Origin of the sequence: Humibacillus sp. DSM 29435, assembly GCF_001758225.1 — a bacterium.
GTDB lineage: Bacteria > Actinomycetota > Actinomycetes > Actinomycetales > Dermatophilaceae > DSM-29435.
The window spans coordinates 394,707-413,894 of the sequence record NZ_MAST01000012.1 but is presented as its reverse complement, the minus strand read 5'-3'; the positions used below and the strand labels follow the sequence as shown (position 1 = coordinate 413,894).

Genomic DNA, 19,188 nt, shown 5'->3' with positions numbered 1-19,188 from the left:
GCCGGCACGCGGCAACGACGGCCCCGCCGCCAACCGTAGAGAGCACGATCCGATCAGCCTGAATCGTGCTTCCGACCGATGATCGGTGGGCTCAGCGGCCTGCCGGGGTGAGACCGAGGGAGCGGCCGGCGAGGCCGCGGGCTCGGGTCGAGAGACCCTTGGCGATACCGCGCAGGGCGACAGCGGCCGCGGTGTCGGGTTCGCCGATGACGACCGGGATGCCGTTGTCGCCGCCCTCGCGAACACGGGGGTCGAGCGGGATCTGGCCGAGCAGCGCCACGGGGGCGCCGATGCTGATGGTGAGCGAGTCGGCGACCCGCTGGCCGCCGCCGGAACCGAAGATCTCCTGCCGCGAGCCGTCGGGCATCTCGAGCCACGACATGTTCTCGATCACGCCGGCCACTCGCTGGTGGGTCTGCAGGGCGATGGAACCCGCCCGCTCGGCCACCTCCGCGGCTGCCTGTTGCGGGGTGGTCACGACGAGGATCTCGGCGCTCGGCACGAGCTGGGCCGTCGAGATGGCGATGTCACCGGTGCCCGGCGGCAGGTCGAGCAGCAGTACGTCGAGGTCGCCCCAGAACACATCGCCCAGGAACTGCTGAAGGGCTCGGTGCAGCATGGGGCCGCGCCAGACCACCGGCTGGTTGCCCGGCACGAACATGCCGATCGAGATGACCTTCACCTCGTGGGCGATGGGCGGCAGGATCATGTCGTCGACCTGGGTCGGACGCTGCTCGACCCCGAGCATCCGGGGCACCGAGAAGCCGTAGACGTCAGCGTCGACGACCCCGACGCGCAGGCCCTGCTCGGCCATCGCCACCGCCAGGTTCACGGTGACCGACGACTTGCCGACGCCGCCCTTGCCGGAGGCCACGGCGTACACCCGGGTCAGCGAGTTGGGCTGGGCGAACGGGATCTCCTTCTCAGGCGCACCGCCGCGCAGGTGAGAGCGCAGGGTGGCCCGCTGCTCCTCGCTCATCACGTCGAGCTCGACCTCGACGGAGGTCACCCCCGGCAGAGCCAGCAGCGCGTTGCTGGTGTCTCTGGTCAGCGTCTCCTTCATCGGGCAGCCTGAGACGGTGAGGAAGATCGCGAGCGACACCGCACCCGCCTCGTCGACCTCCACCGACTTGACCATCCCCAGCTCGGTGATCGGCTTGCGGATCTCCGGGTCGTTGACCTTCGACAGGGCGGTCAGCATGGCGTCATGAGAGGGAACAGACATGCCCTCATCGTATGTCGCCGCCGCGAGGGTGCCGACCGACCCCGACCGCACGCGGCGTGCGAAGCGTCACGTCACGGCATTTGGCCAGCGGTGGGTGTCAGCGTCTCTCCGGCGGGCTGCCGTCGTCGCGACGGATCAGCGAGCGGTCGTCGAGCTCGTCGAGCAGGGCCCGCAGCTCTGACCTGACAAAGTCTCGGGTGGCCTGCTCGCGCAGGGCCAAGCGCAGAGAGGCCACCTCCCGGGTGAGGAACTCGGTGTCGGCCAGGTTGCGCTCGTCGCGCGCCCGGTCCTGCTCGAGCCCGACCCGGTCGCGGTCGGCCTGCCGGTTCTGGGCGAGCAGGATGAGCGGCGCTGCGTACGAGGCCTGCAGGCTGAGCATGAGGGTCAGGAAGATGAAGGGAAACTCGTCGAAGATGAGGCGGGTCGGCGCAAGAGTGTTCCAGCTGAGCCACGCGACGACGAAGACCGTCATCCCGATGAGAAACTGGGCCGTTCCCATGAAGCGGGCGAACTGCTCCGACAGCACCCCGAAGGCCTCCTGCGAGAGCGTGATTCGCGGCAGTACGCTCGCGCGCTTCTCCTGGGGCTGGTCGAGCTTGTCCATCCGCGCGACGCGCGACGCGCGACGCTCACTCCGTTCGTTCATGGCTTCACCTCCAGGTCGTGCCGCTCCTCACGCCAGTCCTCCGGGAGGATGTGGTCGAGCACGTCGTCGACCGTGACCGCCCCGATGAGGCGGTTGTCGGCGTCGACGACAGGCAGCGACACGAGATTGTAGGTCGCCAGGGTGCGCGTGATCGTCTCGAGCGAGGCCGAGGCCGGGACCGGCTCGATCTCCTTGTCGATGATCGAGCCGACCGCCCCGTGGGGGGGCTCGCGCAGCAGGCGCTGGATGTGCACGAGCCCGAGGTAGCGACCGGTGGGTGCCTCCAGGGGTGGCCGACACACGAAGACCATCGACGCGAGGGCCGGGGCGTACTCCTCCCGACGCACGGTGGCCAGGGCCTCAGCGATCGTCGCCTCGGGGCCGAGCACCACCGGCTCGGTGGTCATCATGCCGCCGGCGGTGTTCTCGTCGTAGGTCAGCAGCCGGCGCAGTGGTTCGGCCTCGTCGGGCTCCATCAGCTGGAGCAACGCCTCGGCCTGCTCGGGCGGCAGGTCGGCGAGGAGGTCGGCGGCGTCGTCGGGCTCCATCGCCTCGAGCACGTCAGCCGCGCGGTCGTTGTCGAGGCCGCCCATGATCTCGACCTGGTCGTCCTCGGGCAGCTCGGCGAGCACGTCGGCGAGCTTCTCGTCGTCGAGGGCGGCTGCGACCTCCGCCCGGCGCTTGGTGTTGAGGTCGTGGATGACCTCGGCGAGGTCGGCGACCTTGAGGTCGTCGTAGGTCTCGAGCAGGCGCTCGGCGCTCTGGGCGCCGGACTGCTCGTGCAGACCCGACACGTCGCGGATGTCGACGAGCATCGTCTTTCCCGAGCGTCGTCGCGCCAGGCGCGACATCGCCTTCGAGGCCGGGGACACGCCGGAGGCGGCCTGGCGCACGAACACCTTGACGCCCATCCAGTCGCGGCGCTGGCCCTGCTCGATGGCGAGGTCTTCCACGAGCGCGTTGCCGAAGCCGGCGGCGACGGCATCCGGGGCGGTGACGCGCACGGCGCGGTCGAACAGCTCGGCCGCCACGAGCACCTCGTTGGTGCGTTGCTCGAAGCGGCGCATGTTCACCAGGCCGGTGGTGATGACGGCGCCGGCGTCGATCGAGGTGACGCGGGTCATCGGCACGAACACCCGACGCCGGCCGGGCACCTCGACGACGAGCCCGATGACCCGGGGCTGGGGCCGGTTGACCGAGAACATCACCACGACGTCGCGCACCCGGCCGACCTGGTCACCGAGCGGGTCGAAGACGCTCAGGCCCGTCAGTCGCGCCACGAAGACGCGGGGGTTCGCACTCATGCGGCCAAGGTTATTGCGTCAGTGCCGTTGCGTGCGGGAGCCCTCAGCCTCGACGGCGGCGAGCCGCCTTCTCGGCCGCCTTCTGCGCCCTCCTGCGGTCGGTCTCCTGCTGGTGCTGTTCCTGCTCCAGCCGGGCGGACTCAACGCCGGCTGCCTGCTTCGCGTCGTGGGTCGCGCGTCGTCGGGCCTTGGCGGCCGACCGACCAGCGCGACCGTGCCAGTGCCACGGCCGCCACGACGTGGTCGTGGCGGCGGTTCGGGCCGGCTGGTCGCGACCAGACCCGGTGTCGTAGGAGCCGGGCCCCTCGAGCGGAGAGCCGTACGGCAGGAAGGCCGTGATGGTGCAGTGGTTCGCCCATCGGGTGAAGCAGTCGTCGACAGCGTTGAGCCGGGACGCCTTGAGTAGGTCGGCGGCTCGCACCCACATGTCGGACTCCGGCGAAAGCACGTAGGTGCGAGCCGGCACGGTCAACAGTCGCCCGCCGGTGTCCTTGCTCTTCAGCACGAGCCGCACGTCCTTGGGGAGCCAGGGGAGCGGCTGCTCACCGGGCCCGCTCACCACGTAGGCCGCTCCGTCGTCCCACACGTGCCACACGGGCCAGGGGCGGTCGCCCTCGGCGTCGACCCAGAGCACACCGGTCTTGTTCATCGCCTCGCTGAGCAGGGCGGTGACGTTGGCGGGTGGCTGGTCGCTCACGCCCCCAGCCTAGTGAGTCGCCTCCTGCGCGGATGGCTGACTGACCGGCGGACCGGCAGACCGGAAGACCGGCGGACCGACCGACCGACCGACCGACCGGGAGGTGACTGCGGTCATAACGCCCCTGCCGCCCTGATTGCTACGTTCACCACCATGCGCAGCGCCAAGGACTTCTACCGGCCCCTCGCGGTCGGTGCCCCCGCCCCGGTGACCCAGGTGCCGGCTCGTCCGTCGCGGGTCATCCACTTCTTCGACCCCAGCAACGAGAAGATGGCCGCCAAGGTACCGGCGATGGTGGGCGCCGTCGACGTGCTCCTGGGCAACCTCGAGGATGCCGTGAGGGCCGATCGCAAGGAGGCGGCCCGAGACGGGCTGGTGGCCATCGCGCGAGCCACCGACTTCGGCGAGCACACCCAGCTCTGGGCGAGGGTCAACGCGCTCGACAGCCCGTGGGCGCTCGACGACCTGACCACGCTCGTCACCGAGATCGGCGACCGGCTCGACGTCGTCATGGTGCCCAAGGTGCAAGGCCCGGAGGACATCCACTACGTCGACCGGCTGCTGGCTCAGCTCGAGGCGAAGGCGGGCCTGACGCGACCGATCCTCGTGCACGCCATCCTCGAGACGGCTCGGGGCATGGTCAACGTCGAGGAGATCTGTGGCGCCTCGCCGCGCATGCAGGGCCTCTCGCTCGGCCCGGCCGACCTGGCCGCCGACCGTCGGATGAAGACGACCCGGGTCGGGGGCGGGCACCCGGGCTACCTGGTGCGTCGAGACCCCGTCGGCGGGGACATCGACGGGGAGCGCCCCACCTATCAGCAGGATCTCTGGCACTACACCGTCGCGCGGATGGTCGACGCCTGCGTCATGCACGGCCTCTACCCCTACTACGGGCCGTTCGGTGACATCGCCGACGTCGTCGCGTGCGAAGACCAGTTCCGCAACGCCTTCCTGCTCGGGTGCGTGGGCGCGTGGTCGCTGCACCCGGTGCAGATCGAGATCGCCAAACGGGTGTTCAGCCCCTCGGTCGACGATGTCGCCCATGCTCGGCGCGTGGTCGCGGCGATGTCAGACGGTGCGGCTGCGGTGATGCTCGACGGCAAGATGGAGGACGACGCCAGCCTCAAGCAGTGCCTGGTCATCGTCGAGCTGGCCGAACGACTGGCGCGCACCGACCCAGCGCTCGCTGAGCTGTACGCCGACGACGCTGCGCGGTGTGACGACGCTGCGCCGGCCGCCTCGGCCGCGACCCCGGCACAGAAAGGCTGACGCGCGATGACGACCGGCTCAACGGCATCCGAGACCTTCCGACCTCGTCGTTCGGTGCTCTACCTGCCCAGCTCGAACGAGCGCGCGCTGGAGAAGGCGAAGACGCTGCCCGTCGATGCCCTCATCCTCGACCTCGAGGATGCGGTGGCACCTGATGCCAAGGACGTTGCTCGTGAGAATGCCTGTGCGGCAGCGCGATCGGGTACGTACGGCGGCCGCGAGCTGACGATCCGGGTCAACGGGATCGGGTCACCGTGGCACGAGGCCGACCTGGCCGCGGTGGCCGCCGCCGGCCCGGATGCCATCGTCGTGCCGAAGGTGAACACGGCCGCGGAGGTGCGAGATCTCGTGGCGGCGATGGAGGCTGCAGGGGCGTTTGCGACGACTGCTCTGTGGGCCATGATCGAGACCCCGGTCGCCGTGCTGCACGCCGAGCAGATCGCCCGCGCGTCGGCCCGCCTGACCTGCTTCGTGCTCGGCACGAACGACCTCTACAAGGAGCTCGGCGCGACCTACGCGGCCGGTCGAGCCGCAGTGTCGACCAGCCTCCAGCTGGTGCTGCTCGCGGCCCGCAGCGCGGGGATCGCCGTCGTTGACGGGGTGTTCAACGACGTGACGGATGCCGAGGGGTTCCGGCTCGAGTGCCAGCAGGGTCGTGAGCTGGGCTTCGACGGCAAGACCCTCATCCACCCCGGGCAGGTGCAGGCGTGCAACGAGGTGTTCGCGCCGAGCGCCGAGCAGGTCGAGCAGTCGCGCGCGGTGATCGCCGCGTTCGAGGCTGCGATGGCGCAAGGGCGAGGTGTCGCGACGCTGAACGGTCGTCTCATCGAGAACCTCCACGTCGACACGGCCCGTCAGGTGATCGCCACGGCGGAGGCCATTGCCGCCCTCGAGTGAGCGGGGGCGGGTGCGGTGTCACGGGTCGGCCAGCCAGCGCATCTGGGCGGCGACGTGGCTGCTCCAGTAGGCGAGGCCGGGGCCCGTGGTGAAGTAGTGGGTGGCCTTCGGCTGCCGCTGGGCGAGCAGCCGTTTCTCGGCCGGGAGCGGGCTGACGTGACGCAGTCGAGGCGAACGGGGATGGACTGCAGGCGAGGGTCGGGTGGGCGAAGATCGTGTGCTGGTCGACGGATGCCGCACGCTCGTCCCTTCGCGCAACCGCCCGGCGGGTGAGGGCTGGGCGGCAGGTCGCTCGATCGTCGCAGGGGCGTCTCAGACGGCAGGGGAGCCTGGCGCCGGCCGTAAGCTCGACGGTGACCCCTGTGCTCTGGCAGGGTCAGCGCAGTGGGCATCTTCGACTTCTTGCGCAAGCGTGACGACGGCGCCGTTCACGGCGCCCCTCTCGTGTCTCCTCCCGATGCTGCGAACGGCTCCGGAGCAGCTCGGGGCGGTACGGGTGCCCCGCGGGATGAAAGGCGGGTGGTCGGCGTGGCGCTGGCCGCTCGTCCGGAGCGGCCCGGCGACCTCCACGACCTTGCCGCTCTCAACCTGCCGGCCGGCCGGGTGGTGCGGCCCGACGGCGACCCGGAGGCCGCCCCGGTCGCGTGGGTGACCGAGGACGTCGCCGACCACGTCGAGCTGTGGGCACGACTGGTTCGGGCCTTCCCCGAGACGGGCCTCTGGCCGGTCATCGCCTCCGGGATGGAGGGTCAGCTGAGACGACCGTGGTTCGACGGTGAGCTGGGAGGCCCCGAGCAGCCTGCCCCCGATGTCGAAGGTGTGCTCAGGCAGCGCATCGAAGACACAGCCGAGCTCCAGCAGGACTACGGCGTGCCCGAACCAGAGGAGGCCTGGAAGAGCGAGTGGGCCGGTCTCGCTCCCGGTGGGGTCGTGGCCTCATCGGTTGAGCTGCGTTGCCCGGCAGAACCGTTCGGCTTGGCGCTCGTGCCGACGATGCGGCCGGCCGATGTGCCGGCCGCCATCGGTTGGTGGGGCCCGACCAACCACGACCTTGGCGGTGGGGAGCTGTCGGCGGTACTCCGCAGCTGGGAGGGCCGTTTCGGCGCAGTGCTCACCTCCCTGGGCTTCGACACCCTTGAGCTTGCTGTCGCCTCACCCCCGGCCGACGACCACGCCGCGAACCTGCTGGCCCGGGAGCACTACGCAGTCTGTCCAGACAACATCGACCAAGGGGCCGGGGACATCGAGACCTACGTCGCGATGGTGGCGTCACCGGAGTGGTACTTCTGGTGGGACTGACTACCGCAGGCCGTGAGCCTCACGAGGTTTCGGACATCGTCAGGACCGTTAGCTCGCCGCCAGTCGGATGGGCAACCGCCCGGTCACGGGCCAGGGTCGGGGGGCCCGGTGGTGAAGGTGGTGCGCCAGTGTTGCCAGGTGTGCCAGGTGACACTCGTGGCGGTGATGGTCGCGGTGAGGTTCTTCTCGTGGACGTAGCCGTGGTGTCGTCGGCACAGCAGGGCGAGGTTGCCCAGGCAGGTGGTGCCGCCGTGGAGCCAGTGTTTGACGTGGTGGGCGTCGGTCCACTGGGCGGGGGTGGAGCAGCCCGGGAAGGAGCAGCCGCCGTCGCGGAGCCATAGGGCGGTGCGCATGGCTCGGGTGACGAGGCGTTCTTCCCGACCCACATCGAGTGGTTGGGAGTCGGAGCCGAGGACGACGGGGATGATGGCGGCGTCGCACGCCAGCCGGCGCACGATGGCCGCGCTGAGCACGTCACCGCTCAGGCACGACCCGCTCCCGCCCTTGCCCGCCACGCCGTTCTTGCCCGCCGCGCCGTTCCGGCCGGCCGAGCCCTTGCCGCCGCCGCGGTTGGCCCAGTCGGGTGGGCAGCCGTTCGCGGCCCAGTCGCGCAGGGCCTCGAAGCCCATCGTGACGACGATCTTGGCCTTGTCCGTGCTCGGTGCCTGACCGGGCGCGGTGACGCCGCGGGCGACGAGGTCGAGCAGGGCGTCCATCCGGCGTTGGTGGGGTGGGCGTGGGTCGTCCTCGATCTTGGCCCCGTCTTCATCGGTGAGGGGGCGTGGCGCGGCGAGGGGGTCGATGGCGGCTTTGAGGGTCGCGGCGCCTTCGGGGTCGAGGGTGCCGGTCATCCCGACCATCCCGGCCGCGTTGGGGCTGGTGAACCATAGGCCGCGGCCGTCGCGGCGTTTCTGGTCGTGTTCGTCCGCGTTCTTCGGGGGCCTGACCTGGTCGGCGAGCTCCCGGGCGAGTTTCGCGAGCTGTTCCCACCGCAACCCGGGTGCTTGGTCGGTGAGGTGGGTGACGGCCTGCTCGAGGTCGTCGGGGTCAGCGACCGGCTTGAGGCGGTGGAAGAAGTCGATGACCTGCGCGGCCTTACCCACCGTCACCCGCTCGGCCTGACTGGCCCTAGCCGCGGTGCCGGTGTTGCCGGCGGTTCCACCGGTCACGGCGTCACGCAACTGGGCCCAGCGGGGCTCGTTGAACGCGCCCCCACAGGTCACGACCGCCTTCGCGGCGCTGGCGGTCAGGGTGGGGTCGACCGTGCGCAACCAGTCGACCCGGCACAACCCGCCCGGGGAAGCCACCCCACGGGCCTCGAGCTGAGTGACCAACCGCACCAGGTTGACCTCCTTGTGGTGTTCCACCGCGCCGAGCTGGGTCACCGACTCCAGCAGGTCGGTCTCACTCATCTGGACCGGTTCCATCTGAGGCCGGTCCAGGCTCGCGGCCGCGAACGCGAACCCCGACGCATACGCGCCGGACACGTTCGCCCAGTTCGCCCAATGCACCGTCAACGGCGCCGGGAACTCCCGCACCGGCCGCTCCTCACCGGCCGAACCCGACGAGGCAGCCTCCAACGACATTGGGTCAGCGGCACAGGGTGCGGGCTCTGCGGCCCCGGGTGCGGGCTCAGCGACATCCGCCGGAGCCAGCCCTGCGGCATCCGACGGAGCCGGCCCTGCGGCATCCGGGATGGGGGTCGACCAGAACCCGGCTGTCGCTGTTCCTCCGTTTCGGCGCTGGCTCGACTCGAGGTCGGCCAGCTGCTGCCGGAGCCTCTCGAGAAGCGAACCCTCGTTGTTCATGACTCAAACTCTAGAGGCCACCACTGACACTGCCCCACCTACGAAACCCACTGACGATGAACGAAACTGGCCACTCGACTGGGTGACTCTGGCTCGGCGCTGCGCGGTCGGCACCTGCCGAGCTCCAGAGGTGCCAACCGCACGCTGGGCTGTGCGTCTGGCACCTCTGAGCCCTAGAAGGTGCCAACCGCACGACACGAAAGTGGCCACTCGACCCGGTACGAAAGTGGCCACTCGACTGGAGAGGTTTGGGGGGCTCAGGTGGTCACCGTGTCGTGGTGGTCGGCCGCCTCAGGAGTGCTGGAACGGGTGTGCCGGGCGAGTCGACGGCTTCACAGAGCGCGCCAGATGCGCATCGACGCCTCGCCCACCGTGACGGTTTCGCCGGCGGACACACGCCCGGTGACCGCCACCGGCCGCTCGTCCGTGCTGTTCCAGAGCAGCTCGTACGCCGTGACCCCCGGCGCTTCCGGAAGGGAGGCCCCCGCCGGCCACAACCCGCCGTTGAAGGTCAGCAGCAACGAGCGATGACCCAGCCAGGCACCGTCGAACAGGGCCTGGACCACGACGGTGTCGGCCCGGTCGAAGCGCGACTCCATCGGGCCGCCGTCACCGCCGAACCAGGCGAGGTCGGTCGACCCGTTGGCGTCGACCTGGCGCCCGGTGAAGAAGGAGCGCTGGCGCAGCACGGGATGGTCGCGCCGCAGCGCCGTGAGGTGCGCGGTGGTGGCGAGCAGGTCGAGCTGCCACGGCTCGAGATCCCAGTCGTTCCAGCTGATCTCGTTGTCCTGGCTGTAGGGGTTGTTGTTTCCTCTCTGGCCGCGGCCGAACTCGTCACCGCCGGCCAGCATGGGCACCCCTGACGAGACCAGCAGCGTGCCGAGCAGGTTGCGCATCGACCGGCGTCGCGCCACCCAGACACCGGCATCCGCACCCCTGCCCTCGACTCCGTGGTTCCACGACCGGTTGTCGTTCGTTCCGTCGTTGCCGCCTTCACCGTTCACGCCGTTGTGCTTGACGTCATAGGTCGTGAGGTCGGCGAGGGTGAAACCGTCGTGGGCGGTCACGAAGTTGATTGAGGCGATCGTGCCTCGGTCGCTGCGGTCGAACATGTCGGCCGAGCCGGCCACCCGGGTCGCCAGCTCGCGCACCCCGTGCCCGGTCGACCCGGAGGAGGCCGCCGCGAGGTCACGCAGCCAGAAGGTGCGAGCGGTGTCGCGAAAACGGTCGTTCCACTCGGAGAACGGTGGCGGGAACTGGCCGGTGCGCCAGCCGTGAATTCCGAGGTCCCACGGCTCGGCCACCAGCTTGACCCGAGACAGCACCGGGTCGGTGCGCAACGCGACGTGAAAGGAGTGGTCGCGGTCGTAGCCGTCGTCGCGACCTCGCGCCAGGGCCACGGCGAGGTCGAAGCGGAAGCCGTCGATGTGGCACTCCTGCACCCAGTAGCGCAGGGAGTCGAGCACGAGTCGGGCCACGACGGGATGGGTGAGATCGAGGGTGTTACCGCATCCGGTCACGTCGATGTCGGCTCCTCGACCGTCGAGGCGGTAGTAGGCACGCTGGTCGAGCCCTCGCCACGACAGGGTCATTCCGTCACGATGCTGCTCGGCGGTGTGGTTGTAGACGACGTCGAGCAGCACCTCGATGCCCGCGGAGTGCAGGTCGCGCACCATCGTCTTGAACTCGTCGAGCACGCCCTGGGGGTCGGCGACCGAGGCGTACGCGGCGTGAGGAGCGAAGAACCCCAGGGTGTTGTAGCCCCAGTGGTTGGTCAGGCCTCGCACCACGAGCTCGGGCTCGTGGGTGAAGGAGTGCACCGGCAGCAGCTCCACTGCGGTCACCCCGAGCCCGAGCAGGTGCTCGACGAACGCCGGATGGGCCAGCCCGGCGTAGGTGCCACGAAGGTGCTCCGGAACGCCGGGGTGGCGCATCGTGGCGTTCTTGACGTGCACCTCGTAGATGAGGGTCTCGGTGAGCGAGTGACGTGGGGGTTTGTCTGTGCCCCAGTCGAACTCGTCATCGACGATGACGCAGCGAGGCATGTGGGGGGCCGAGTCCCGCTCGTCGCGCACGCTGCGGTCGCCGCGCAGGTCAGGCAGCACGTGGTGCCCGTAGAGGGCCGGGTCGAGCTCTACCTCGCCCTCGATGGCCCGGGCGTAGGGGTCGAGGAGCAGCTTGGCGCTGTTGTGCAGCAGCGACTCGTTCGGGCTCCATTCGCCGCCGACGCGCAGACCGTAGCGCTGCCCGACACCGACGCCGGGAACCGTGTCGAACCACGCGCCGTGAGCGCGCTGGGTGAGTGGCACCCGCCGCTCGACCTCCGTGCCGTCTGGCAGGCGCTCGAAGAGACACACCTCCACCGAACCGGCGTGACCCGCGTAGACGCAGAACTGCGCACCATCGGCTGTCGTGCGAACTCCGAGCTCGGGAGGCAGGTCGGGGTGCAGGCGCGGCCGAGACATGACACCGAGCGTAGGGGGAGTGGCCTGCGCTCGCGGCCCCCGACCCGCGGGGTCGTCACCGCTGAACCGAGGCCGTATCGACCGCTCGGCGGACGAGTGAGGACGATCCGGACAGAGGGAGAGGTGACGTGAGGCGAAGTGACGTGAGAGGGGGGTGGTCGTTACGGTTGGGGACATGACCGATCCGACAGCCCTTCCGAACTTCACGCCGTACGACCCGGCCGGCACCCCGAACGGTGCCGCGCAGAGCCAGACCCCCGCACGCGACTCCGTGCTGGCCGTGCTCACCGGTATCGGTATCGATGCCCAGGTCGATGCCGACGGAGACCTGGAGTACAAGATCGTCGACGACGACGGCGTCGCGACCACGCTCTTCGCACGGGTCGCCGAGGCGCAGCCCGAGATGGAGGTGCCGCTCGCGCTGGTGCGCTTCTTCGGTCAGTGGCAGCTGCAGGAGCCGGTGTCGCCCGATCGGAACGACCGCATCGCCCGCTGCAACGACCTGACCCTCCAGCTCAACCTCGTCAAGCTGTCGTTGGTGCAGGAGAGCCTCGTGGTCTCGGTGGAGCACGTCATCCTGCCGGGGTCTGACCTCGACGTGCTCGTGCCGCTGTCGATCAACCACATCCTCCAGGGGGTCGGCTTCTTCTACCAGTCCTGGGCCCCGATCGAGGACGTTCCCGCGGGCGAGCAGTGATGGGCGAGTTCGTCCGGCTCGAGGTCGAGAACGGCGTCGGCACCATCCGGCTCGACCGGCCGAAGATGAACGCCCTCAACGTGCAGGTGCAGGACGAGATCCGCGTGGCGGCCGAGGAGGCCGGCACGCGGACCGACGTCAAGGCGGTCGTCGTCTACGGCGGCGAGCGCGTCTTCGCCGCGGGAGCCGACATCAAGCAGATGGAGACCATGAGCTACACCGACATGGTCGACCGGTCCGGGGCCCTGCAGGAGTCGCTGACCGCCGTCTCGCGCATCCCCAAACCGGTGATCGCCGCGATCACGGGTTACGCCCTCGGCGGGGGTTGCGAGCTGGCGCTGGCCTGCGACTTCCGCGTCGTCGCCGACGACGCCAAGCTGGGTCAGCCCGAGATCCTGCTCGGCATCATTCCCGGCGCCGGCGGCACTCAGCGCCTGGCCCGCCTGGTCGGCCCGGCCAAGGCCAAGGAGATCATCTTCAGCGGGCGTTTTCTCGACGCGCAGGAGGCCCTGGCCATCGGGCTCGCCGACAAGGTCGCGCCCGCCGACGAGGTCTACGCCGTGGCTTGCGAGTGGGCCGCCACTTTCGTGGGGGCAGCCTCCTACGCGGTCCGCGCGGCCAAGGAGGCGGTCGACCGCGGTCTCGAGGTCGACCTCGAGACCGGCCTGCAGATCGAGCGGATGCTGTTCGCCGGGCTCTTCGCCACGCGTGACCGTGCGATCGGGATGAGCTCGTTCGTCGAGCACGGCCCCGGTAAGGCCCAGTTCGAGGGTCGGTGACCAGCCTCGGGTCGGATGCTGCTGGGCGGCATCGGCTCGACGTGATCGAGCTGGCCGACCCCGACCCCGACCCCGACGCCGACCCCGACCCCGACGCCTGACGCAGGCGTGACATCGGCTGGCCGAGAACCCGTTTCGGCCAGACAGAGCTCACCCCGTTCGGAACCCGCCGTTGCTGTACAGCACCTGACCGTTGATCCAGCCACCGTGCTCCGAGAGCAGGAAGCGCACGAGATCGGCCGTATCGGTGGGTGTGCCAAGGCGGCCCGCCGGCGTCTCCTGTGTACCGAGCCTTCGGATCTCGTCGTTCATCCACCCGGTGTCGATCGGCCCGGGGTTGATGACGTTGGCCCTCACCCCGCGGGCGGCCAGCTCCACGGCAGCGGCGATGACGATGCGGTCGAGGGCGCCCTTGCTGGCGCCGTACGGGAGGTTGTCGGCCGTGTGGTCGCTGGTCAGCGCCACGATCCGGCACGCAGGAGTGGAACCGGGCGGGCTCTCAGGCAGCCGCTGGGCGACCGCCCGGATGAGCAGCCAGACCGCGCGGGCGTTGACGTCGAAGTGCCGTTCCCAGCTCTCGAGGGAGGTCGTGAGGATCGAGCTGTTCACGCCCTCGCAGTGCGACAGCACCAGACCAGAGACCGGCCCGAGGCGGCGGGTGGCCTCATCGACCAGGCGCTCAGGGGTCGCCGCGTCGGCCAGGTCGCCTGGGAGCAGCACCACTGTGCTGCCCATCGCTCGGCACCGGTCGGCGACAAACGTGGGATCGTTCTGACCCTGCTCGTAGCCGAGCCGGTCGTCGTAGGGCTGCCAATGGCTGAGCGCCAGGTTCCAGCCGTCGGCCGCCAGCCCGAGGGCGAGCCCCGCCCCGATCGAGCGCGCCCTCCCGACGCCGGTGACGAGCGCGACCTTGACGTGGTTGGCCATGGCGCCATCGTGAGGGCGGTTGCGCCGCGCTGCAACTGGATTTGGACCACGGCGATCAACCCCGCTTGAGACGAGGGGGCGGCTCTGCGGCATCCGGAGAGGTCGTGGTGAGCGTCACGCCCCCTTGGTGGGCCTGACCCTCGGCTGGGTGCGAGGATGGTCAGTGCGCCGGAGCGACCTCCGGCGGCCCCCAACCACCGGAAGAGGACGTTCGCCCATGAACATCGTCGTCTGTGTCAAGTACGTGCCCGACGCCCAGGCCGAGCGCACGTTCGACAGCTCTGACAACACGACCGACCGCGCCAACGTCGACGGCCTGTTGTCCGAGCTCGACGAGTACGCGGTCGAGGAGGCCCTCCAGATCGTCGAGGCCGGCGAGGGCGAGGTGACCGTGCTGACGGTCGGCCCCGCTTCTGCCGCCGACGCCATCAAGAAGTCGTTGCAGATGGGCGCCCACCGGGGCGTGCACGTCGACGACGACGCGATCCACGGCTCCGACGCCATCGCAACCTCGCTCGTGCTCGCCGAGGCGATCAAGAAGATCGGGGCCGACAACCCGGTCGACCTCGTGGTGACGGGGATGGCGAGCACCGACGGCGCGATGGGCGTCGTTCCGACGATGCTCGCCGAACGGCTCGGGCTGCCGGCGGTCACGCTCGCGTCCGAGCTCGAGGTCGACGGCGGCAGCGCCACGATCCGTCGTGACGGTGACACCTCCACCCAGAGCATCACCGCCACGCTGCCTGCCCTCGTGTCGGTCACCGACCAGATCAACGAGCCGCGCTACCCCTCGTTCAAGGGCATCATGGCCGCCAAGAAGAAGCCGGTCGAGCACTGGAGCCTCGCTGACCTGGGCGTCGACGCGAGCCAGGTCGGGCTCGACGCGGCCTGGACGCGGGTCGAGACCTTCACCGCCCGGCCCCCGCGGTCGCAGGGCGAGATCGTCAACGACGAGGGCGACGGTGGGCAGAAGCTCGCGGCGTTCCTGGGCGAGCACAAGTTCGTCTGACCCGGCCGCCGGCCGACCCCCGCCCCAGACTTCCCGATCACCCCGGACATCCCCGGGCATCCCCGGATACGCAGGAGAGAACTCAATGGCTGAAGTACTCGTGCTCGTCGACCACGTCGAGGGCAAGGTTCGCAAGACCACCGCTGAGCTGCTGACGATCGCGCGCCGGCTCGGCGAACCGTCGGCGGTGTTCATCGGTGCCGGTTTCGACGACGCCAAGGAGTCGCTGGCGAAGTACGGCGCCGAGAAGATCTACCGCGTCGAGGGCGAGGTGCTCGACTACCTCGTCGTGCCGCAGGCCGAGCTGTTGGCCCAGCTGGTCGCGTCGACCTCGCCGGCGGCGGTGCTGGTGCCGAGCTCGCCCGAGGGCAAGGAGATCGCGGCCCGGCTGGCCGTCAAGACGGAGTCGGGCCTGATCACCGACGCCGTCGACGTGCAGGCCGGTGAGGGCGGCGGCGTGGCCACCACCCAGTCGGTGTTCGCCGGGGCCTACACGGTCGCTGCCACGGTGATCAAGGGCACCCCCATCATCACGGTCAAGCCGAACTCGGCGACGCCCGAGGAGGTCGCGGGCGCCGCGGTTGACGAGGTCGTCGACTTCACCCCCTCCGACGCGGCCAAGGGCGCCAGGATCGCCTCGTCGAAGCCCAAGGAGGCCTCCGGGCGACCAGAGCTGAGCGAGGCCGCCATCGTGGTGTCCGGAGGGCGTGGCACCGCCGGTGACTTCAGCAAGGTCGAGAACTTCGCCGACTCGCTCGGCGCTGCCGTCGGGGCCTCCCGGGCGGCCGTGGATGCCGGTTGGTACCCGCATGCGTCGCAGGTCGGTCAGACCGGCAAGCAGGTGAGCCCGCAGCTCTACGTGGCGTGCGGCATCTCCGGCGCCATCCAGCACCGGGCCGGCATGCAGACCTCCAAGACGATCATCGCGGTCAACAAGGACAACGAGGCCCCGATCTTCGAGCTCGTCGACTTCGGTGTGGTCGGCGACCTGTTTGCCGTGCTGCCCCAGGCGACGGAGGCCATCAACGCCTCGAAGGGCTGACCCTTCCCGCGCGTCGCGCGGCGCGTCGCGCAGGTGGTGTCGTGAATCCAGCGCTTGTTGCGCGTCGCGCGGCGCGTCGCGCAGGTGGTGTCGCGAATCCAGCGCTTGTTGCGCGTCGCGCGGCGCGTCGCGCGGGTGGTGTGGTGGCCGGTGGTCAGGCGGCGCTGTCGCCCAGGGAGTCGCCATCTTCAGCGCGAGCCGGTGCGACCCGGATCCAGCTGCGCACCTGCTCCTGGTTGACCGCATACGTAGCCTTGCCGGAGCCGAAGGCCCACCACGGCTGGTGGAGGGCGTCAGCGGGCAGGTGGCTGGTGCGTGGCGACCCGGCGTCTCGGCACTCGATGCGCCCGCTGTCGTTCACCCGCCTGACCGTCGCACGTGAGATCGTCGAGCTGGCCAGGCTGTTGTGCACCCGAATCGCGTCGGGTGCCAGCTCGACCCGGGTCGCGAGCGCCCGATAGCCGACGAGTACGCCCACCGCGAGGCATACCGCATACGTCACTCCCGAAGGCAGCCCGGTGAGCCGCAGCAGCAGTCGAGCCACGAAGTACGCCACCACGGGACACGCGGTTGCGGCCACGACGCGATGCGGCACGGGGGCGCGCAGGGCCTGCGGAGCGCTCATGGCCCCGATCATAGGCAACCATGCCGTGAGGGAGGTCAGCCATACCCAGCCGGTGCCACCACGGCGCGGCCCGCGGCAGGATCGACCTAGACTCTTACGGTGAACGCCTACCTCGACCACGCGGCCACGACGCCGATGCTGCCCGCCGCTCTCGCGGCGATGGCAGAGCAGCTGGCGATCGTGGGCAACCCGTCGTCGTTGCACCGCACCGGCCGGGCCGCGCGTCGAGTCGTCGAGGAGTCGCGCGAGCGCATCGCGCGGGAGGTCGGCGCCCGCCCGTCGGAGGTCGTGTTCACCTCGGGTGGCACCGAGTCCGACAACCTCGCGCTCAAGGGCACCTACTGGGCCCGGCGCGACGCCGACCCCGCCCGCAACCGGCTGCTCGTCAGTACCGCCGAGCACCACGCGGTGCTCGACTGTGTGGAGTTCCTCGTCGAGCACGAGGGCGCGACGGTCACCTGGCTCGAGTGCGATGCCGACGGGGTGATCGACGCCGAGACGGTGCGTGCCGCCATCGAGACCGACCCCGGATCGGTCGCGCTCGTGTCGGCGATGTGGGCCAACAACGAGGTGGGCACCGTGCAGAACGTGACGGCGATCTCAGCGGTGACGCGCGAGCACGGCATCCCGTTCCACACCGATGCCGTGCAGGCGGCGGGGCACGTTCCCGTCGACTTCGCCGCGAGCGGCGCCGACCTGATGGCTATCACGGCGCACAAGCTCGGCGGGCCGGTGGGGGTCGGGGCTCTGGTGGCTCGGCGAGAGGCGAAGATGGTGCCGCTCGTGCACGGCGGGGGGCAGGAGCGCCAGGTGCGCTCGGGAACGCTCGACACCGCCGGCATCGCCGCCTTCTCCGTGGCCCTCGCAGAATGTGTTGCCGGCCTCGAGCATGAGACGGCCCGACTGGTGGCCCTGCGCGACGACCTCATCGACCGGGCGATGGCCCTCTCTGCCGATATCCGCCCGAGCGGGTTCTGGCTGCGCGGTGACGGTACCCGTCGCCTGCCGGGCAACGCCCATCTCATCGTGCCGGGGTGCGACGGCGACTCCCTGCTCTACCTGCTCGATGCGGCCGGCATCTCGTGCTCGACCGGGTCGGCGTGCCAGGCCGGAGTGCCGCGCCCCAGTCACGTGCTGCTCGCCCTCGGGGTGTCGGAGAGCGACGCCCGCGGCGCCCTGCGGCTGACCCTCGGACACACCTCAACGGCATCCGACGTCGACGCGTTGATCGCGGCCCTGCCGGCGGCGATCGACCGCGCCCGCCGCGCACGGGCGATCGCATGAGAGTCGTGGCCGCGATGAGCGGCGGTGTCGACTCGGCGGTTGCGGCCGCCCGGATGCTCGACGCCGGCCACGAGGTGGTGGGGGTGCACCTCGCCCTGAGCCAGAGCGCCGCCACCCTGCGCGAGTCGGCGCGTGGCTGCTGCACCATCGAGGATGCCGGTGACGCACGGCGCGTGGCCGACCGGCTCGGCATCCCCTTCTACGTGTGGGACATGGCGGCCCGCTTCAAGCGCGACGTCGTCGACGACTTCACCCGTGAGTACGCCGCGGGTCGCACCCCCAACCCGTGCCTGCGGTGCAACGAGAAGATCAAGTTCGCGGCCCTGCTCGACAAGGCGCTGGCCCTCGGCTTCGATGCCGTGGCCACCGGGCACTACGCCCAGATCGTCGAGGGCGTCGACGGTCGCCGCGAGCTGCACCGCGCCGTCGACATGGCCAAGGACCAGAGCTACGTACTGGGCGTTCTCGACGAGGACCAGCTCGCGCGTTCGTTCTTCCCCCTCGGTGACACGGTCAAGCCGCGCATTCGTGAGGAGGCCGCGGAGCGCGGGTTCTACGTCGCGAGCAAGCCTGACAGTCATGACATCTGCTTCATCGCCGATGGTGACACGAAGGGCTGGCTGACCCGAGAGCTCGGCGCCGCGCGAGGAGAGATCGTCGACAGCGACGGGGCGGTGCTCGGGCAGCACGACGGAGCCTTCGCCTACACCGTCGGTCAGCGACGGGGGCTCGCGCTCTCGCGCCCCGCGGCCGACGGGCAGCCGCGCTATGTCGTCGAGGTGCGCCCCGAGACCAACCAGGTCGTGGTCGGCACGGCCGAGCTGCTCGGGGTCAACGCGATCACGGGCGACCACGCCCGGTGGTGCGGGCCGGCTCCGACCGGCACGGTGCGGGTCGGCGCGCAGGTGCGGGCTCACGGCGAGGAGTTTCCGGCCACCGCGTGGGCCGTCGGTGACCGCCTCGAGGTACGCCTCGACGAGCGCATCCGGGGCGTCGCGCCCGGGCAGTCTGTGGTGCTCTACGACGGATCCCGGGTCGTCGGCTCGGCGACGATCGCCGCCTCCCGCCTCGAACGCGTCACGACGCCCTCCGCAACGACCACGACTACTACTACGAAGGATGCCGTCTGATCCGCCACCCGACTCCGCTCGTCGATCTGACTGCGGATCAGTCGGCGTTTGGTGCTGTCCCAACAGCCTCAGGTGCAGTCTGATC

Annotated in this window: 18 protein-coding genes; 9 read left to right on the top strand and 9 right to left on the bottom strand. The window is 70.2% G+C overall.

What is annotated here, in order from left to right:
- Nucleotides 1-91: 91 nt before the first annotated feature.
- From BA895_RS11110 to BA895_RS11095, 4 genes are all read right to left on the bottom strand, one after another.
- Nucleotides 92-1,225: an Mrp/NBP35 family ATP-binding protein gene (locus BA895_RS11110; protein WP_070192024.1), complete on the bottom strand. Its 1,134-nt coding sequence runs from the start codon at nucleotides 1,223-1,225 to the stop codon at nucleotides 92-94.
- 97 nt (nucleotides 1,226-1,322) lie between these two features.
- The gene (locus BA895_RS11105) at nucleotides 1,323-1,871 is read right to left on the bottom strand and encodes a DUF1003 domain-containing protein (protein WP_070191919.1); all 549 of its coding nucleotides are present in this window, start codon (nucleotides 1,869-1,871) and stop codon (nucleotides 1,323-1,325) included.
- Nucleotides 1,868-3,175: a magnesium transporter MgtE N-terminal domain-containing protein gene (locus BA895_RS11100; RefSeq protein ID WP_070191918.1), complete on the bottom strand. Its 1,308-nt coding sequence runs from the start codon at nucleotides 3,173-3,175 to the stop codon at nucleotides 1,868-1,870. Before BA895_RS11100 ends, BA895_RS11105 begins: the two co-directional genes overlap by 4 nt.
- A 43-nt stretch (nucleotides 3,176-3,218) precedes the next feature.
- The gene (locus BA895_RS11095) at nucleotides 3,219-3,872 is read right to left on the bottom strand and encodes a hypothetical protein (protein WP_070191917.1); all 654 of its coding nucleotides are present in this window, start codon (nucleotides 3,870-3,872) and stop codon (nucleotides 3,219-3,221) included.
- 153 nt (nucleotides 3,873-4,025) lie between these two features.
- Between BA895_RS11095 and BA895_RS11090 the strand changes: the two genes are divergently transcribed.
- Both BA895_RS11090 and BA895_RS11085 read left to right on the top strand, forming a co-directional pair.
- Nucleotides 4,026-5,141, top strand: a complete 1,116-nt coding sequence (locus BA895_RS11090; RefSeq protein WP_070191916.1) for a CoA ester lyase — start codon at nucleotides 4,026-4,028, stop codon at nucleotides 5,139-5,141.
- 6 nt (nucleotides 5,142-5,147) lie between these two features.
- Nucleotides 5,148-6,038: a CoA ester lyase gene (locus tag BA895_RS11085; RefSeq protein ID WP_070191915.1), complete on the top strand. Its 891-nt coding sequence runs from the start codon at nucleotides 5,148-5,150 to the stop codon at nucleotides 6,036-6,038.
- Between the two features lie 18 nt (nucleotides 6,039-6,056).
- Here BA895_RS11085 and BA895_RS11080 read toward each other — a convergent pair whose 3' ends face one another.
- Nucleotides 6,057-6,278 (bottom strand): hypothetical protein, encoded by a 222-nt coding sequence (locus BA895_RS11080; protein ID WP_070191914.1) that lies wholly within the window; start codon nucleotides 6,276-6,278, stop codon nucleotides 6,057-6,059.
- Nucleotides 6,279-6,422: 144 nt separating this feature from the next.
- Between BA895_RS11080 and BA895_RS11075 the strand changes: the two genes are divergently transcribed.
- On the top strand, nucleotides 6,423-7,337 hold the full coding sequence (locus BA895_RS11075; RefSeq protein ID WP_070191913.1) for a DUF4253 domain-containing protein: 915 nt from the start codon (nucleotides 6,423-6,425) through the stop codon (nucleotides 7,335-7,337).
- Between the two features lie 83 nt (nucleotides 7,338-7,420).
- Here the strand turns inward: BA895_RS11075 and BA895_RS11070 are convergent, their stop codons facing one another.
- Together BA895_RS11070 and glgX are read right to left on the bottom strand one after the other, a co-directional pair.
- The gene (locus tag BA895_RS11070; RefSeq protein WP_070191912.1) at nucleotides 7,421-9,145 is read right to left on the bottom strand and encodes an HNH endonuclease signature motif containing protein; all 1,725 of its coding nucleotides are present in this window, start codon (nucleotides 9,143-9,145) and stop codon (nucleotides 7,421-7,423) included.
- A 332-nt stretch (nucleotides 9,146-9,477) separates the two neighbouring features.
- Nucleotides 9,478-11,610: a glycogen debranching protein GlgX gene (glgX, locus tag BA895_RS11065; protein ID WP_070191911.1), complete on the bottom strand. Its 2,133-nt coding sequence runs from the start codon at nucleotides 11,608-11,610 to the stop codon at nucleotides 9,478-9,480.
- A gap of 175 nt (nucleotides 11,611-11,785) precedes the next feature.
- Between glgX and BA895_RS11060 the strand changes: the two genes are divergently transcribed.
- Together BA895_RS11060 and BA895_RS11055 are read left to right on the top strand one after the other, a co-directional pair.
- Nucleotides 11,786-12,307 carry a hypothetical protein gene (locus BA895_RS11060; RefSeq protein ID WP_070191910.1) on the top strand — a complete coding sequence of 174 codons (522 nt, stop codon included), beginning with the start codon at nucleotides 11,786-11,788 and terminating at the stop codon, nucleotides 12,305-12,307.
- Entirely contained in the window at nucleotides 12,307-13,086 is a 780-nt protein-coding gene (locus tag BA895_RS11055) for an enoyl-CoA hydratase/isomerase family protein (protein WP_070191909.1), read from the top strand. The genes BA895_RS11060 and BA895_RS11055 overlap by 1 nt, the downstream gene beginning before the upstream one ends.
- 150 nt (nucleotides 13,087-13,236) lie before the next feature.
- Here the strand turns inward: BA895_RS11055 and BA895_RS11050 are convergent, their stop codons facing one another.
- Complete coding sequence (locus tag BA895_RS11050; protein ID WP_070191908.1) at nucleotides 13,237-14,013, bottom strand: SDR family oxidoreductase; 777 nt, start codon at nucleotides 14,011-14,013, stop codon at nucleotides 13,237-13,239.
- A 217-nt stretch (nucleotides 14,014-14,230) separates the two neighbouring features.
- Here BA895_RS11050 and BA895_RS11045 point away from each other — a divergent pair, with 217 nt between their 5' ends.
- The gene (locus BA895_RS11045; protein ID WP_070191907.1) at nucleotides 14,231-15,022 is read left to right on the top strand and encodes an electron transfer flavoprotein subunit beta/FixA family protein; all 792 of its coding nucleotides are present in this window, start codon (nucleotides 14,231-14,233) and stop codon (nucleotides 15,020-15,022) included.
- An 85-nt stretch (nucleotides 15,023-15,107) separates the two neighbouring features.
- On the top strand, nucleotides 15,108-16,064 hold the full coding sequence (locus BA895_RS11040) for an electron transfer flavoprotein subunit alpha/FixB family protein (RefSeq protein WP_070191906.1): 957 nt from the start codon (nucleotides 15,108-15,110) through the stop codon (nucleotides 16,062-16,064).
- Between the two features lie 154 nt (nucleotides 16,065-16,218).
- Here BA895_RS11040 and BA895_RS11035 read toward each other — a convergent pair whose 3' ends face one another.
- On the bottom strand, nucleotides 16,219-16,689 hold the full coding sequence (locus BA895_RS11035; protein ID WP_254666424.1) for a hypothetical protein: 471 nt from the start codon (nucleotides 16,687-16,689) through the stop codon (nucleotides 16,219-16,221).
- A 99-nt stretch (nucleotides 16,690-16,788) separates the two neighbouring features.
- On the opposite strand from BA895_RS11035, the gene BA895_RS11030 reads away from it, so the two are divergent.
- A complete protein-coding gene (locus BA895_RS11030; RefSeq protein WP_083283215.1) occupies nucleotides 16,789-17,973 on the top strand; it encodes a cysteine desulfurase family protein in 1,185 nt (394 codons plus the stop codon).
- Complete coding sequence (gene mnmA, locus BA895_RS11025) at nucleotides 17,970-19,103, top strand: tRNA 2-thiouridine(34) synthase MnmA (protein ID WP_070191904.1); 1,134 nt, start codon at nucleotides 17,970-17,972, stop codon at nucleotides 19,101-19,103. Before BA895_RS11030 ends, mnmA begins: the two co-directional genes overlap by 4 nt.
- The last annotated feature ends 85 nt before the right edge of the window (nucleotides 19,104-19,188 follow it).